The organism is Microcella putealis (genome assembly GCF_004216575.1).
GTDB classification, from domain to species: Bacteria; Actinomycetota; Actinomycetes; order Actinomycetales; family Microbacteriaceae; genus Microcella; species Microcella putealis.
Map to the genome: position 1 here is coordinate 33147 of NZ_SGWW01000003.1, position 16232 is coordinate 49378.

The following is a 16232-nucleotide window of genomic DNA, read 5'->3' on the forward strand; positions in this document are numbered from 1 at the left end:
GGGTCGGCGAAAAATGTCCTTGCGATGATCGAAGACGCGATATATCGTGACTTCCACCAACGCGATATATCGCGGTATGAGCATCCCGAATCGGGTGAATGGGAAGGACCAGCACGTGGCGCAAGAAACCTGGGTCGTGTCAGACCCCACCACCATCGACCTCGAACTCGTGCGCAGCGTCAAGATCGGCCTCATCGGCGGCCAGGTCGACGTCGTCGCCCACGACGAGCCCGGCGCTCGCGTCGAAGTGCACGGCGTTCGCGGCCGCGACATCACGATCTCGCTCGAGGGCGACCGACTCGTGATCGACCACATCGACAAGCGCTGGACCAACTTCATCGACATGTTCCGCAGTTACCGCGGCTCGTCGAAGGTCGAGATCAGCGTGCTCGTTCCGCGCACCGCGGCCCTCACCTTCGGCGTCGTCAACGCCTCGGCCCTGATCAGCGGCCTGCACGCCGACATCAGCGTGTCGACCGTCAGCGGCGACGTGGTGATCGACGGTGTCGTCGGCGACCTCTCGGTCAACTCGGTCAGTGGCGAGGTCGCCGTGCGCGGCCACCATGGCGACGTGACGGCCAAGACCGTGTCGGGCGATCTGACCGTCAGCGGCGAGGTGTTCCGGTTCCGCGGCAACTCGGTGTCGGGCGACACCTTCGTCGACCTGCACGGCACGGCCGACATCGTGTCAACAAAGAGCGTCAGCGGTGACGTCACCGTGCGCCTCGACGCGGGAGTGCCCACGCAGTACCGCATCTCGACGCTCTCGGGCGCGCTGCAGCTCGACGACACCCGCATCACCGGGGTGAAGGGTCAGTACGAGGGGCGCTACGGCGAACTGCACGGCCGCTTCACCGAGGTGGTCGCGAACTCGGTGTCGGGTGACGTGTCGGTCGTGCACGCGGAGCGGGTGTCGTCGTGACGCCCCCCGTCTTCGGCCACGGGCACCTGCGGCTGTACTTGCTGTCGGTGCTGGAAGAGCGCCCGATGCATGGCTACGAGATTATTCAGGCGATCAGCGACCGCTTCGGTGGCACCTACGTGCCGTCGGCCGGCACGATCTACCCGCGGCTCGCGAAGCTTGAGGCCGAGGGGCTCGTCTCGAAGTCTGACGACGGCGGGCGGCGCACGGTCTACACGCTGACCGACGCCGGGCGGGCTGAGCTGGATGCGCGCCGCGACGAACTCGACGCGATCGAAGACGGGGTCGGCGACAGCGTGCGGCGTCTCGCCGACGAGGTGCGGGCATCCGTATCGGATGCGATGGCGAGTCTGCGCGCCGAGCTGGCCGCCGCCGCGCGTGAGGCGCGCGACGAGGCGCGGAACGCGGCGAAGGCCGCGGGCGGTGCGGGGCTAAGCGCGTCGGCCGGGTACCAGCGCGGGTGGACTCCCGACGACGAGGGTGCCCGTGACGGCGCGGATGCGGCTGCCGGTGACGGTCGATCGGATGCGCGGGACGCGCCGTTCGCGGATGACGCGCCCCGCGCATCCACCGCGTCGTCGCCGGGCGGCGCGACGGAGACGCGCGCCGAGGGCCGGGCGCAGCTGGCCCGCGCCGAGGGCCTGCTCGCCGAGTTCCGTCAGGACATTCGGGCGGACCTGCGCCGGGCCGTGGCGACGGGACGCCCGCTGGACGCGGCCGCCGTCGACCAGCTGCAGTCGAGCCTCGCCGAGGTGCGGGCCGCGCTCGCTCGCGCGGTGGGCACGCCCGAGTAGGGCGCCGCGCCGCCGGGGGCCGAGCTGCCCGCTACTCGGCTCCTGCCGGCGCCGTGTCCCAGGCGACCGGGAGGTACAGGTCTTGCACCCGGTCGCCGGTGGCGGTGTGGTCGTTGCGCGTGTAGATGCCGCACTTGACCGCGGCGCAGTCGACGGCATCGTCGGCGGACGGCCCGACGAGCAGGTACGCGGTGAATTCGCCGGCGGCGCGGTTGTCGAAGCCGCGGGCGCCGAAGATGCGCCAGGCGAATTCGTCGTTGATCCAGTTCGAGGGCGCCCACTGCACGCTGCCTTCGACGAGGTCTTCGCGTGTCTGGTCGGGCACGCCGCCGAGGCACGGGCCGGGGCGGCCGTCGAGTTGGGCGGGCACCGCGCAGATGGCGACGTACAGCCCGCGGTTGGGGGTGTACCCGCTTCCGGTGACGATGATGCGGTCGCCGTCGCTCACGCGCGCGAGGTCGACAGGGCCACCGTTCTCGCGGGTGGCGCTGAGCGTGCGCGTGCGCTCGTCGTCGCCGGTCGCGGTGACCGTGGTCGGGTAGCCCTCGACGCGGGCCTGGCCGCTCGATCCTTGCGGCTCGTGCAGGAGGATCGGCAGCGCGACGGATGCGGCGAGCGCCCCGACGACGAGCGCGACGACTCCGGTGACGAGCCGGCCCCAGCGCACGCGTCGGCGCGGGCGGGGGCGAGGTGAACGCATGTCACCAGACTAAGGACACCGGCTGAACGCGTCGAGCGGATGCGCGGCTAGGCTCGCGAACGCCATGACCGCCCCGCCGCCCCCCGCTTCGCTGGCCCGCCCCCTTGCCGCGCCGGTGCTGCTCGCGGTGCTCGGCGGGGGCGCCGTCGGAACCCTGCTGCGGGTGGGTGCCGACGCGGCGCTTCCGGCCGCGCCGGGGGGTTTCGGGGGGTCGTCGCTGCTCGTCAACGTGGCGGGGTCATTCGCGCTGGGTCTTCTGGTCGCCGCCCTGTGGTCACGCCTGCCGCCGTGGGCGCGCGCCGGCTTGGGTGCGGGCGTGCTCGGATCGTTCACGACCTTCTCGGCGCTCGCCGACAGTCTTTGGCAGCTCGCGTCATCGGGCGCGGTCAGCCTCGCCCTCGCGACCTTGGCCGCGCACCTGGTGCTCGGCCTGGGCGCGGCGCTTGGCGGACTCGCGCTCGGTGGGCGCATCGCTCGGCACGCGCCCCCTCCCCTCACGGACGGCAGCGACGAGTGACCACCGACGCCGCTCTGACCCCTGGCCTGATTGCCGCCGTTGCTCTCGGCGGTGCGCTCGGTGCCCTCGTTCGCTACCTCGTCACGGTCGCCCTCGCGGGGCGCGAGACCCCGCCCGGCCCCGTCGTCATCGTGAACGTCGTCGGCTCGCTCCTCTCGGGCCTCGCGCTCGGCGCCCTCACCGATCCGACCCTGCTGGTAGTCGCGGTGTCGGGCTTCTGCGGGGGCCTCACGACCTTCAGCACGCTGAGCGTCGAGTCGGTGCAGCTGGTCATGGATGGCCGGTGGCGACGGGCAGCGGGCGGGATGCTCGTGAACGTTGTCGCGGGCGTGGCGGCGGTCGCTATCGGCATCGCTCTGGGCGGGACGCTCGTCGAAACATTCGGTCGCTAGGCGCATATTGTCCCCCATATGGGGCACAAAGTCCCCCAAAAGGCGGACTGTGAGAGCGCTCTCATTCTGCTTACGGTGGTCGCCGACGTCCAACGAGGGGCGTCGACGACCCCCGGAGTGAGTGCATGTCCCCACAAACACCAACGCTCAGGCGCCGGGCAATCGCGACGACCGCAGCGGTAGCGCTGCTCGTTCCGATCGCCCTGGCCACGACCCCCGCGGCCGCCGCGACGACGGCCGTGCTCGGCAACTTCGATAGCGGGGCGATCCCCGGCCAGTTCTTCTACGGCGCCGCCGGCGGTGGCGTCGAGGTGATCGCCGACACCGATGGGCGGGCGAAGCCCGGTCAGGTCGGCCCCACCGGCATCCTCAACTTTGGCTGGAACGTCACCGAGCCTGGCAGCTTCGGAGGCTACGGCGTCGAGTTCGACGACCCCGTCGACTTCTCGGTCTTCGATGGCGTGCGGTTCTCGTACCGCGGCGCCGACAACCCCGACGCGCAATTCCGCTTCGAGATCTTCGATGGCACCGCAGAAGCAGCCACCTACGAGCGCTTCGATGTGCAGCTCAGCGACGAATCTGACCCGAACGTCGACAACCTGTGGGTCACCAAAGAACTCACGTGGGATCAGTTCGAGCGCGCGGGGTTCCAGAACGACGGCGCCCCGAACGACGAACTGCAGCTCGACCTCGTGCAGGGCTTCGCGATCCCCGCGCTCGCGGGCAACTCATCGATCGCGCTCGACGACATCGAACTCTTCTCGGCCGATGACCTGACGCCGGCCGCACGCCTTGCCTCGAGCACCACGACCGTGGTCGAGGGTGGCACCGCGACGGTCGACGTTGCGCTGAACTTCGCCGCCGCAACCGACGTCACGGTGGTGGCTACCACCGCCGACGGAACAGCGACCGCAGGCGACGACTACGCGGCCGTCTCAGAGACGGTCACGATCGCGGCGGGCGCGACCCGCGCATCCGTCTCGATTCCGACGGTCGACGACGCCCTCGACGAGGGCTCGGAGGCGTTTACGGTGACGCTCAGCGACCCGAGCGGCGCAACGCTCGGCAGCCCGAGCACCGCGACCGTCACGATCATCGACAACGACGGGGAGATCGTCGGCCCTCCGACCGGCCGTACCCAGATTGTCGACGACATGGAGGCCCCGCTCGACCAGGGTCGAGACGGCACGATCGACATCGGCTGGCTGCAGGCAACGGGCGCCGATTCGACGATGAGCTACGGGCAGTCGACGACACCGCCCGCCCCGGTTCCCGGAGCGGCCGACGGCAACACCACGCTGCGCGGCACCTTCGACATCGGCACCTTCGGCGTCGTCGTGCGCGCCTTCCCGAACGAGACGCTCGACGAGTGGGTGCCGCAAGACTGGAGCACCTTCCAGGGCGTCGGCTTCTGGATGTACGGCAACGGCACCGGAACCGACCTCTTCATCGACGTGGTCGACAACCGGAACCCCGGCTCGACCCGCGACGACGGCGAGCGCTTCAGCGTCGCCTTCGAAGACGACTGGACGGGATGGAAGTTCCTGACCTTCGACTTCGACGACTTCCTGCGCAAGGAGATCGGCAACGGAGCGCCCAACGACGGCTTTACGCTCACCGAGGTGCACGGCTACGCGATCGGCACGCTGCGCACGCCCGGCGAGGTCACGTACTACGTCGACGACGTGCTGCTGTGGGGCGAGCGCGCACCCGCGCCGCTGGCGGTTGCCTTCGATCGCGCCGGCTACGAGGTCACCGAGGGCGATGACGCCGTCACCACGGTTCGCCTGAACCGCATGTCCGACACCGACGTCACCGTCGACTGGTCGGCCTTCACGACCCAGGCCCGCACGCTGACGGAAGACCTGCCCGCGACCGAGGGCGAAGACTTTGTCGCCGCCTCGGGCACCGTCACCATTCCGGCGGGCGAGCGCGAGGCATCCGTCTCAGTCGAGACGGTGCAGAACGACAAGTGGGAGGTCGATGAGACATTCGTCGTCGCCCTGTCGAACCCCGTCGGCGCCGAATTCGGCGTGATCCGTACGGCTGCCGTGAGCATCCAGGATGACGACGAGCGGGTCGCGGGACTGGTCGACGACTTCGAGTCGACGCCCTGGCTGCTCGACGTCGAGCGCGGAGCGCGCATCGACATCGCGGATGCTGGCGGCGCGTACCCGGGTGCCGACACGGTCGAGCGCGTGCTCGACATCGCCAACCGTGGCACCGGTGTCGTGAACCGCCCGATCGAGGGCGGCCAAGACTGGTCGCAGGCCGACGGTCTGTCGTTCTGGGTCAACACCACGAAGCCCAACCAGCGCCTCACGGTCGGCATCGCCGACAACGCGGCGCCCGACGGCGGACCCGACACGTGGGAACTGGCGTGGAGTGACGAGTTCGACGGCGCGGCCGGCGAGCGGGCCAACCCCGAGAACTGGACCTACGAGACCGGCGGCTGGGGTTGGGGCAACGACGAGTTGCAGTACTACACCGACTCGACCGACAACGCGGCGCTCGACGGCGAGGGCAACCTGCGCATCACCGTGAACGAGATCGACCCGGCGACGACCGAACTGCAGTGCTGGTACGGCCCCTGCGAGTACACCTCGGCACGCCTCATCACCGAGAACAAGCAGGAGTTCGAGTACGGGCGCATGGAGACGCGGGTGCTGGTGCCCCAGGGCAGCGGCATCTGGCCGGCGGTGTGGACCCTCGGCAACGACTTCCGCGACGTCGGATGGCCCCAGACGGGCGAGATCGACATCATGGAGTTCGTCGGCCGTCTGCCGAACGAGATCTTCGGCACCATTCACGGCCCCGGCTACTCGGGCGGCCAGTCGTTCGGCGGCATCTACGACTTCGGCACGCCGGTGTACGACGACTGGCACACCTTCACGGTCGAGTGGACGCCCGAGCGGATCGATTGGTTCGTCGACGGAATCCAGTACCACACGGCCTCGCCGGCCGATCTGGAGCCGAATGAGTGGGTGTTCGACCACCCGTTCACGCTGCTCACGAACGTCGCCGTGGGCGGCAACTTCGGCGGGCAGCTGGGCGACGACCTCGAGTTCCCGCAGTCGCTGCTGGTCGACTACATCCGCGTGTACCAGGCGCCCGACACCGCCGAGCGGTTCACCGCCGACGTGACCGTGCGCGGCACCGGCTGGCAGAAGATCACGGTGCCGTTCGACGACTTCGACCGGGCGCGCCAGCAGCCGGCCGGGGCGCCGAACGACGGCCTGACGCTGAGCGACGTGCAGGGCTACAGCCTCGAGCTGCGCGGCACGACGTCGCTGCAGCTTGACCGGGTCATGGTCGAGTAGCGCGAGGGCGCGTCATCGCGAACGGGTCGGAGGATTTCCTCCGGCCCGTTCGTCGTTTCGGGGAATATGCCGCGCCCGCGCGGGAAGGGCGCGCCCGTTACAGGGCGAGGGCGGCGAGGAACGCGGCGTACGCGGCGAGCGCCGCCCACGCGCATCCATCAATCAGGATGCGCGGGGCGCGCAGCGCGAATCCGGCCAGCGCAATCGCGAGCAGCCCCCAGCAGATCGAGTGCGCGTACTGCAACAGGAAGCGCTGCAGGCCCTCGGCCTCGGCCGCCTCACCCGGCACCACGACGAGCCAGGTGGCCGCGAGCGCGGTCGCCGCCACCGCACCGACGGTGCCGACGACGCGGCGGTGACGGTGCCACCAACGCTCGGGGCGCCTGTCCCGGCCAGCGCGTGCGTGGGTGTCTGCGGAAGCGTCGGCGTCGGCTCGTGCGTCTGCGGTCATGCAACCAGCACAGCGCACGAGAGGTGTCGTGCGCATCCCCCATTCGGTCGACGCGTCCGTCCACCGCCCGCACGCCCACCGACGGGCTCGAGGCCGCCTAACGGCCGATGCGGCTCAGCTGCGCGATGACCTGCCGCGCGATGTTGCGCCCGGCACGGTTCGCCCCGATGGTCGACGCGGCGGGCCCGTAGCCCGCGAAGAACAGCCGGGGGTCGCGGGCGACGCGGTAGCTGTCGACCGTCACCCCACCCTCTTTTTCGCGCAGCTTCATGGGCGCGAGGTGGCGCAGCTCCGGCCGAAAGCCGGTCGCCCAGATGATCGCGTCGGCGCGCTGAAACTCGTCGTCGGGGAAACGCACGCCGTCGGCCTCGATGCGCGCGAACATGCCCTTCGTCTCCAGGATGCCCCGCTCAATCGCCGCCTGGATCTTGCGGGTGCGCGGCACCCCCGTTCCGCTGACGATGCTCGGCAGCGCGCGACCCGCGCGCGCCGCCTCGTCTTGCGCTCCGACCGCCTTTTCAGCGGCCTCGAGGTCGAGTTCAGAGCCGTCGAGAAACTCGGGCGGCCGCCGCGTGGCCCACGTGATCGAGTTCGCGACGCCCTCCAACTCGAGAATGAAGCCGATCGCGGAGGTGCCCCCGCCGACGACGACCACATCTTGACCGGCGAAATCGTGCGCATCCACGTAAGTGCTCGTGTGTACGTGGCGGCCGGTGAAGTCGCGCATGCCGGGGTAGTGCGGCACGAAGGGCGCCCCCCAGGTGCCGGTCGCGTTCACGATGGTCGCGCCGCGCAGTTCGAGCTCGCCACCCTCGGTGTCGAAACGCACCAGCAGGTCACGGCCCAGGTCGGTGACGCTCGTGACGTCAGCCGGGCGCACGACCTGGAGGCCGTAGTGCTCTTCGTAGGCCGCGTAGTACTCCTCGACGACGTCGCGCGCCGGAACGCCGTGGTCGGCGGTCGTGAAACTGAGACCCAGCTCGTCCATGCCGGGCAGGTCGTTGACCTTGTGCGCCGAGCCGAGCTTCAGCGCCTCCCAGCGGTGCTGCCACGCGCCGCCGGTCGACGGGCCGCGATCGAGCAGCACGAATTCTTCGCCGGGTTCAAGGCCGAGGCGCCGCAGATAGTAGGCAACCGACAGGCCCGCCTGGCCCGCACCGATGACGATGCAGGAGGTGCTCAGTTCGGCGTCGGTCACAAGCGTCTACGGTACCGGCCCACCCCTGGCGCCCCCTCCGTGACCGCCGGGGTCGAGCGGCGCTCCGTGGTAGAGTGCCCGTTAGTTTTCGTCCAGTCCCACGTCGGCGCGATCTCGCGGAATATCCGCCCGCCGACCAACCTGTTGAGGGGGTCACGCATGGGGCGCGGTCGCCAAAAGGCAAAGCACACCAAGGTCGCTCGTGAGCTGAAGTACTACAGCCCGAACACCGATCTGACGCAGCTCGAGCGCGAGCTCGCGGCGAAGGAGAACGACGAGTACGTCGACAAGTGGGCCGACCTGGTCGACGACGAAGACGACGACGCCGACATCGACCAGCCGCGCACCGCGTAGCCGTCACACAGATTCGCGTGAGGCCCGCTTCGGCGGGCCTTTTCGCTGTGCGCGGGATGCGCGACGCGCTATGCGCGGACCGGTACCGCCCCTAGTCGGCGTAGCTGCCGACGAGGCGCACGGCGCCGCCGTCGACGCCCTTTGCACCCTGCTCGAACCCGGCGAGATCCCGGGTGGCGGTCGACACCGCGCCGACCTGCCAGCTCGGCAGGCCCGCCGCGGTGAGCGTGGCGGTGACCGCGGACGCGTGATCTGCGTCAACGACCGCGAGCATCCCTAGCCCCAGGTTCCACGTTCCCTCGGTCGATTCGAGGCTGTCGCCCGCGAGGTCAGTCAGCACGCGGAAGACGGCGGGCGGGCTCCAGGTCGCGCGGTTGACCTCGACCCACGCGCCCTGCGGCAGCACGCGGGCGAGGTTCGCCGCGATGCCGCCGCCCGTCACGTGGCTGAGCGCGTGCACGGCGCCCGGATGCGCCTCCAGCGTCTGAAGGATCGGTGCCGTGTACAGCCGGGTCGGCTCGAGCAGGGTCTTACCGACGACTCCGCCGAATTCGGGCAACTCGTCGTGGAACGAGATGGAGCGCTGCGCGAGGATGTGCCGGACGAGCGAGAAGCCGTTCGAGTGCAGGCCCGAGCTTGCCATCGCGATGACCACGTCGCCGTCGGTGACGCGCTCGGGGCCGAGTACCGCATCCGCCTCGACAACGCCGACGGCGGCGCCGGCGACGTCATAGTCGTCGGGGCCGAGCAGGCCCGGGTGCTCGGCCGTCTCGCCGCCGACGAGCGCCGTGCCGGTCGCGGCGCAGGCCTCGGCAATCCCGCGCACGATGTCGGCGATGCGCTCAGGGTGCACCTTGCCGCAGGCGATGTAGTCGGTCATGAAGAGCGGCGTGGCCCCCACGACGACGATGTCGTCGACGACCATCGCCACGAGGTCGTGGCCAATCGTGTCGTGAATGTCCAGGGCCTGCGCGATGGCGACCTTCGTGCCGACGCCGTCGGTGCTCGTGGCGAGCAGGGGCTTGCGGTAGCGGGTCAGCGCTGAGGCGTCCCAGAGGCCGGCGAACCCGCCCACCCCGCCGAGCACATTGGGCCCGTGGGTGGCGGCGACGGCCGACTTCATGAGCTCGACCGCGAGGTCACCCGCAGCGGTGTCGACTCCGGCGGCGGCGTAGCTGCTTGATGCGCTCTCGGTCACGGCTCAAGCGTATCGGCGGCGGCGTGCGCAGATGAGCACGTATGCCAGACTTGAGGCGGCTCGATCGGGCCGAATCCCCTGTCATTCGGGAGCACGCGAACTTCATGTGCGGCATCGTCGGCCTCGTCTCGTCGGGCCCCGTCAATCAGCAGGTCTACGACGCGCTGGCGCTTCTGCAGCACCGCGGCCAAGACTCCACGGGCATCGCCACCGCCGAGGGGCGCGTGCTGCACATGGCGAAGGCGAAGGGCCAGGTGCGCGAGGCGTACCGCACCCGCGACATGCGCTCGCTGCTCGGCAACTCGGGGCTCGGCCACGTGCGCTACGCGACCCGCGGCACCGCCTCGAGCGAGGAGGAGGCGCAGCCGTTCTACGTGAACGCGCCGTACGGCATCATCCTCGTGCACAACGGCAACCTCACGAACACGCGCGAGTTGACGCGCGAGCTGAACGAGGTCGACCGCCGGCACCTCAACACGAACTCCGACACCGAGTTGCTCGTCAACGTGCTCGCGCACGAGCTGCAGCAGCAAGTGACGATCAGCACCGACCTCGACCCCGACCAGGTGTTCGCCGCGATCAGCCGCGTGCACGAGCGGGTCGAGGGCTCGTACGCCGCGATCGCCCTCATCGCCGGGCACGGCCTGCTGGCATTCCGCGACCCGTTCGGCATTCGCCCCCTCGTGCTGGGCCGTCGCCTCAGCGAGTCGGGTCAGCACGAGTGGGTCGTCGCGAGTGAGTCGCTCGTGCTCGAGGCGGGCGACTACGAGATCGTGCGCGACATCGCCCCGGGCGAGGCGGTGTTCATCAGCCAGAGCGGCGAGCTGATCAGCCGTCAGTGCGCCGCGAACCCGCGACTGATTCCGTGCTCGTTCGAGTACGTGTACCTGGCCCGGCCCGACTCGATCATGAACGGCATCTCGGTGTACGAGGCGCGGCTGCGCCTGGGCGACCGGCTGGCGAACACGATCGCCGAGTACGCGCCGACCGGCGACATCGACGTCGTCATGCCGATTCCCGACTCGTCGCGACCCGCCGCCATGCAGGTGGCGCAGAAGCTCGGCATCGAGTACCGCGAGGGCTTCTACAAGAACCGCTACGTCGGCCGCACCTTCATCATGCCCGGGCAGGCCGAGCGGAAGAAGAGCGTCAAGCAGAAGTTGAACGCCATGTCGAGCGAGTTCCGCGGCAAGAACATTCTGATCGTCGACGACTCGATCGTGCGCGGCACCACGTCGAAAGAGATCGTCGAGATGGCCCGCTCGGCCGGCGCCCACTCGGTCACCTTCACCTCGGCGGCCCCGCCCGTGCGCTACCCGCACGTCTACGGCATCAACATGCCGACGTCGAACGAGCTCGTCGCCCATGGCCGCAAGATTCCCGACATCGCCCGCGAGCTCGGCGCCGACCACCTGATCTACCAGGAAGTCGCCGACATGCAGTCGGCCATCATCGAGGGCAGCGACATCACCGAGCTCGAGATGAGCTGCTTCACGGGCGACTACGTCACCGGCTCGGTCAGCCCCGAGTACCTCACCTGGGTCGAGGCGAACCAGAACAGCTAGCCGCAGCCGTCACTCGCCGGTCGCGATGCTCACGCCGGCGATGCTGGTGGTCGCCAGGGACACCGGGGTGATCAGACCGTCGATCAAGCGATCCACCCCGCCCAGCAGGCCGTCAAGCACACCACCGACGCCCGGCAACAGCCGCTGGAGGTAGGAACGATCGACGACTTGAACGACATCAAGGTTCTGCACGCCGTCCGGCAAAGCGGTCACGGCGAGGCGGAAGGTGCCGTCCGCGGCCACGGTCGCGGTGGCATAGACCTGCCCGGCCGCCTGCGCCGACACGGTCGCGCCCGGCGTCGCCGTTCCAAGAATGTCGAACTCCAGGTCGGCACCCAGGACGCCGCCGGGAGCGGTATGCCCAGCGGGGGGTGCACCCCCCGTGACGGTGTCGATGACCCCGCCAACCACATCCTGAACTGCGTCGACCTCGCGCGCGACCGCGGTCTCCAGCGACGACGGTGGCGCGGCGAGCGCCGTCTGCTCAGCCTCGAGCGTCACCTCAACGGTGTCCGATGCGTCCACACCACGAACCCAGCCGTCGAGCGTGTCGCGCGGCACGGTTCCCGGGTCAATGACCGCCGTGGGTCTCTCGTCACGCGGGGCGCCGTCGGTACGGTCGGCGGTCCCGCCACTCGCATCGCTCTGCGCGCTCACCGTCGTGCCTCCGTTGGCAGCAGCGTCGGTAAAGAGGGGCGCCGCGGCTACCCCGCCCAATAGTCCCCCCGCGATTAGCACGGGCGCGATGACGGAGGCGGACACGACCCCGAGTGCCGATGTGGTTCCCGCTGTGACGGCGGGCGCTGACGCGACGGGGGCGACGGCACTCGCGAACGAGAACCCCGTCTCGAGCGGGACGTTGGAGATGCCCGGCTCGGGCACCGCCGGAGCAATCGGCGACAGATCACCCGGAAGCGCCATGTCGGCACTCGAGGGCGTGGACGCGAACGCGGTGGCTGCCCCCGCCCCGAGGAACAACGGCAACAGCACGAGGGCCAGCCGCGCACCCACATCGTCGACCTCCTCGACGATGACCGCGCAGCGCGCGCACTGGGCGAGGTGATGATCGCGCCGCGCACGGTCGGCGGGCGCGAGCGTGTGGCGCGCGGACTGCGCCACGTGGGCGGCCACCCACCGGCACTCACCGTCGAGCCCCGCCGATTCGACGTGAGCTGTCAGCCATGCTGAGCGCAGGCCGTCCCGTGCGCGGTAGGCGAGGGCTGCGACAGCGTTCGGTTTCAGCCCGAGAAGCGGAGCGACTTCGTGGGGGTCGAGCCCCTCGACCTCCGTGTACCAGAGCACTGTCTGCCAGCGCTCGGGCAGACTGCGAAACGCACGGACGGTGAGGCTGCGTTCGAGCGCCGCCTCGACGTGGTGGGAGGCGTCGGGCGACGCGCCCCCGTCGTCGATGCACTCGGTTAGGTGCTCCTCGTCCATCGCGATTTCGGATGGCCGACGCAGCCAGTCGAGCGCGACGTTTCGGATGGTCCGGTACAGGTACGGGCGAAACGCTCCGTTCGGGCCGCGGCCCTTCGCCAGACAGGCATAGATGCGGATGAACGCCTCGTTCACGAGGTCGTCCGAGTCGATGCCGCGGAAGCCGCGCGCCGCGCGGAGCGCCGCCTCGCGATGACGCTCGTACAGCATCCCGAAGGCGGATTGGTCGCGATCGCGGGCGCGCGCGATCAAGAGATCATCGGATGCTTCGGCGTCGCGTCGTCGGGAACCCATGGGCCCGCCTTCCTCGAACTCGAATTTTACTTCGATAACCATGGACAGGCAAGAGGGTGCACGGGAGGGGTGGCGAGCACCCCTCCCGTGCGACTCAGGCCACGAGCTCGGCGCTGCGACGTCGAGCGCGTAGCGCTAAGCCCGATGCGGCAAGTAGTGCCGCAGCGAGGCCGATGATGGCGAGGAGCGCCGAGACGCCGGTCATCGCCAAGCGGTCGGGGCCACCCGGAACACCGAAACCGGCGGGAGTGGCGGGATCATCCGCGCCCGGCCCACCGGGCCCTCCCGGCCCCTCCGGGTCGGTCGGCTCGCCGGGACCGTTGTCGCCTCCCACACCCCCAATGACCTCGGCGGTCGCGACGTCGAGACGCACCAGGCTGGCTGACTCGCCGCCCACCGTGACCCGCACCGCGGTTTGGGTGAGGCCGGCGCCGCCCGCCCGCACGTCCTGCTCGTTCACGGTGACCGATAGGAGCGCGCCGAGTGCTGAGGCGCCGTCTGCACCGAGCAGGGCGTGAAGCGCCGGGTCGACGAGAGTGAGCTGAAGACGCCGCTGCACCTCGCGCACCGCGCCGTCATCACCGAACAGCTCGGCCGTAATGACGGCCGCAAGAGCCGAACGAATCGCCGGCACCGGCACGTCGACCCGCGAGCCGAGCACGACGAGAGACGCGACGGAGGTGTCGACAATCCCGTCGCTCGCCTGACCGAGGTTCGCCGTGAGCGTCAAGTCAAGACCCGTAGCCAGATCGGGAAGCGGCACCGCGACGGTGCTGCACACCGTCTCGGTTACCGTGTCGACGACCTCGCCGACAACGTCACCCACGCCACCGACCACATCGCCGACGAGGCCGCCGATTCCGCCCAGAAGCCCGCCGACGAGTCCGTGCCCCGACGAGCCACCGCTCGAACCGGAGCCGCCTGACCCACTGCCTGACGGAGCCCGCACGATCTCGCGCGTGATGTCGCGGCACTCGGACTCGTAGCGCGGCTGCTGCGCCGTCAACGTCGACGCGGAGGCCGACACCGAGATCGTTCCCGACCGCAGTGCCTCGTCGACAGCGGCCGTGATCTGATCGACGAGGTCGGCAATGGACCCGGTGGCCCCGTCGAGAACCGGGGAGAGCACCCCGGCTGAGAGCAGGTCAGTACCGGGAGGCAGCTCGTTGAGGCGACCACCGGCGAGGGTGGCGAGATCGACGGTGACCGTGCCGGTTTCTAGGTCGATGCTGATACCCCGCGCGGCGTACTCGGTGCGGAGGAGCGGCGTCACTGCGCCGCGAACGTCGGCGTCGATCGCGATATCCACATTTGCAGCAATTCCCGCAGTGCCGAGTAACGGATTCAGTGCCGCGCCAATCGACAGCGCGAGCGGTCCGTCGTCTCGCGAGAGCGCATCCAGTCTGCTCGTGACGCCATCGAGCGCCGACGACACCTTCTGACCAAGAGCCGCGACAGCGGGGCTGGAGATGAGCAGCTCGGCACCCGCCAACGAGTAGTCGCCGGTGACACCATCGGCGTCGGCACGCGCACTCGCCTGGACCGCGCTGAGGCGCAGCTCGACGTCGGCAAGCGCGTCGCTGAGTGCACCGTCGAGCGCGGCCGAGAGGTCGAGGGCCAGGTCACCCCCAGCACCCGAGGTCGTCACGCCGAGCGATGCCCCTCCCGCGCGGCCGATCGCCCCCGAGCCCGCTGCCGCCGAGCCGTCAGCCGAGGCACGAGCGAGCTGAGCCGCGACGCCCCCGTCGACAATCGACCCGAGGTCAAGCTGGATCCCTGATGGCAGTGTGATGAGCGACGCCCCGAGTGCTGACACGATCAGCGGGTTGTCGACGATGCGATCGGGCTCGGAACCGCTGTTGGCTGCGCGCGCCGGCTCGAGCGCCACGATTCGGTCGAGCGACACCCCGGCGATCGAGCCGGACAGGAATTGTCCGCGCGCCGACGCCTCACGAGTCCCCGAATCACGGTCCACCGACGCCGCGGCGGGCCCGGCAGTGCCGAGGACGAGAGCGATAGCGCCGGCCGCACTGACGGCGCCGAGTACTCGTTGTCTGGCGACCCGACGGCCCCCTCGTTGTGTTCGCATGTGGTCTTCCCCTCCACCGCACAACCGACCGGTATGTCGACTGCTCTTAGTGAGAAGGACGCAGAAATAGCTCCGCTATGACGCGAGGGAGGAAAGAATTTTTCCGAGCATCAGGATGCGCTCAGCGCGCAATCGACAAACGCTTAGGAAACGCGCGGGTCTCGCGGCTCGTCGCGAGGCCCATCACCCCGCTCGTCATCTTCGAGCTCGCCCTCGATGGGGGCCGGGTCGACGACCTCGCGCAGGGCCTCCATCGTGCGGGCACGGCGCCGCGAGCGGCGATCAAGCGCAACCCCGACGATCGCCCCGACGAGCACGCCGGCCGTGATCCCGTACAGCGAGAAGTACGCGACGAGGGCGCCGAGGCCCACCTGTGATTCGGGGTTGCGCGGCACGAGAGTTGTGACGATGAGCGTGATGACAAATCCGAGGGTGCCGCCGACGACGAGGAAGGCGCCAATTTTTGGCGCCCGGCGCACGCTCAACTGCTGGCGGTCGCCCGTCTCGGGCGCGGGGGTCGCGTCGCTCACGCGCCTATTCTGACCGACTCGGCTGAGCAATCGGGCCTAGTCGTGAGTGACGGGCGCGATCGGGAACAGCGACGAGAGGTCGCTGCGTGATCCCGAGGCGTGGATGCGCGCATCCTGAACCGCGTCAGCGAACGTGGCCCGACCGGCGGCGAGCGCGATGAGCGTCGCCGCGTCGGTCTCGACGACATTCGGCGGGGTGCCGCGGGTGTGCCGCGGGCCCTCGACCAGTTGCACGGCCCCGAACGGCGGCACCCGCAGTTCGACGCTCTTGCCGGGGTGCTCGTCGCCCAGCAGCTGCAGCACGTAGCGGCTCGCCGTGGCAAGCGTCGTGCGCTCGGCTGCGTCGAGATCGGCGAGGGCGGCGGCGAGCGCCGCCTCGCCCTCCGATTGCGGGATGCGCGGGCGGGGCATGCGACGAGGCTAACGGCCCGCGGGCACCCGCCAGCGCCCGTCGGCACCCACGGCTGCGTC

At 69.9% G+C, this 16232-nt stretch carries 15 protein-coding genes; 7 read left to right on the forward strand and 8 right to left on the reverse strand.

Annotation, left to right across the window (positions count from 1 at the left end; all coding sequences use genetic code 11):
• The first annotated feature begins 136 nt into the window (after positions 1–136).
• The gene (locus EV141_RS07625) at positions 137–922 is read left to right on the forward strand and encodes a DUF4097 family beta strand repeat-containing protein (RefSeq protein WP_241969165.1); all 786 of its coding nucleotides are present in this window, start codon (positions 137–139) and stop codon (positions 920–922) included.
• The gene (locus tag EV141_RS12525) at positions 919–1716 is read left to right on the forward strand and encodes a PadR family transcriptional regulator (protein ID WP_198675522.1); all 798 of its coding nucleotides are present in this window, start codon (positions 919–921) and stop codon (positions 1714–1716) included. The genes EV141_RS07625 and EV141_RS12525 overlap by 4 nt, the downstream gene beginning before the upstream one ends.
• A 31-nt stretch (positions 1717–1747) precedes the next feature.
• Here EV141_RS12525 and EV141_RS07635 read toward each other — a convergent pair whose 3' ends face one another.
• Positions 1748–2416 carry a hypothetical protein gene (locus EV141_RS07635; protein WP_130485393.1) on the reverse strand — a complete coding sequence of 223 codons (669 nt, stop codon included), beginning with the start codon at positions 2414–2416 and terminating at the stop codon, positions 1748–1750.
• Between the two features lie 64 nt (positions 2417–2480).
• Between EV141_RS07635 and EV141_RS07640 the strand changes: the two genes are divergently transcribed.
• The 3 genes from EV141_RS07640 (at position 2481) to EV141_RS07650 (ending at position 6645) form a co-directional block, all read left to right on the forward strand.
• Positions 2481–2933, forward strand: coding sequence for a fluoride efflux transporter FluC (locus EV141_RS07640; protein ID WP_130485394.1), 453 nt, complete (start codon positions 2481–2483; stop codon positions 2931–2933).
• Positions 2930–3325 (forward strand): fluoride efflux transporter FluC, encoded by a 396-nt coding sequence (locus EV141_RS07645; RefSeq protein WP_198675523.1) that lies wholly within the window; start codon positions 2930–2932, stop codon positions 3323–3325. The genes EV141_RS07640 and EV141_RS07645 overlap by 4 nt, the downstream gene beginning before the upstream one ends.
• A 125-nt stretch (positions 3326–3450) precedes the next feature.
• Positions 3451–6645, forward strand: a complete 3195-nt coding sequence (locus EV141_RS07650; RefSeq protein ID WP_130485395.1) for a Calx-beta domain-containing protein — start codon at positions 3451–3453, stop codon at positions 6643–6645.
• Between the two features lie 97 nt (positions 6646–6742).
• Here EV141_RS07650 and EV141_RS07655 read toward each other — a convergent pair whose 3' ends face one another.
• Positions 6743–7096: a hypothetical protein gene (locus tag EV141_RS07655; RefSeq protein WP_130485396.1), complete on the reverse strand. Its 354-nt coding sequence runs from the start codon at positions 7094–7096 to the stop codon at positions 6743–6745.
• A 97-nt stretch (positions 7097–7193) separates the two neighbouring features.
• Positions 7194–8294 (reverse strand): NAD(P)-binding domain-containing protein, encoded by a 1101-nt coding sequence (locus tag EV141_RS07660; protein WP_130485397.1) that lies wholly within the window; start codon positions 8292–8294, stop codon positions 7194–7196.
• Positions 8295–8453: 159 nt separating this feature from the next.
• Between EV141_RS07660 and EV141_RS07665 the strand changes: the two genes are divergently transcribed.
• Positions 8454–8648: a DUF3073 domain-containing protein gene (locus EV141_RS07665; RefSeq protein WP_130485398.1), complete on the forward strand. Its 195-nt coding sequence runs from the start codon at positions 8454–8456 to the stop codon at positions 8646–8648.
• 91 nt (positions 8649–8739) lie between these two features.
• On the opposite strand, the gene purM is transcribed toward EV141_RS07665, so the two are convergent.
• Positions 8740–9846, reverse strand: a complete 1107-nt coding sequence (gene purM / locus EV141_RS07670; protein WP_130485399.1) for a phosphoribosylformylglycinamidine cyclo-ligase — start codon at positions 9844–9846, stop codon at positions 8740–8742.
• A gap of 104 nt (positions 9847–9950) precedes the next feature.
• Here purM and purF point away from each other — a divergent pair, with 104 nt between their 5' ends.
• Positions 9951–11411 carry an amidophosphoribosyltransferase gene (purF, locus tag EV141_RS07675; protein WP_130485400.1) on the forward strand — a complete coding sequence of 487 codons (1461 nt, stop codon included), beginning with the start codon at positions 9951–9953 and terminating at the stop codon, positions 11409–11411.
• A 9-nt stretch (positions 11412–11420) separates the two neighbouring features.
• Here purF and EV141_RS07680 read toward each other — a convergent pair whose 3' ends face one another.
• The 4 genes from EV141_RS07680 to EV141_RS07695 form a co-directional block, all read right to left on the reverse strand.
• On the reverse strand, positions 11421–13142 hold the full coding sequence (locus EV141_RS07680; protein WP_185740152.1) for a sigma-70 family RNA polymerase sigma factor: 1722 nt from the start codon (positions 13140–13142) through the stop codon (positions 11421–11423).
• Positions 13143–13236: 94 nt separating this feature from the next.
• Complete coding sequence (locus EV141_RS07685; protein WP_130485402.1) at positions 13237–15231, reverse strand: choice-of-anchor G family protein; 1995 nt, start codon at positions 15229–15231, stop codon at positions 13237–13239.
• 143 nt (positions 15232–15374) lie between these two features.
• Positions 15375–15761, reverse strand: coding sequence for a hypothetical protein (locus tag EV141_RS07690; protein ID WP_130485403.1), 387 nt, complete (start codon positions 15759–15761; stop codon positions 15375–15377).
• 36 nt (positions 15762–15797) lie between these two features.
• Positions 15798–16172, reverse strand: a complete 375-nt coding sequence (locus EV141_RS07695) for a sterol carrier family protein (protein ID WP_130485404.1) — start codon at positions 16170–16172, stop codon at positions 15798–15800.
• Positions 16173–16232: the final 60 nt, after the last annotated feature.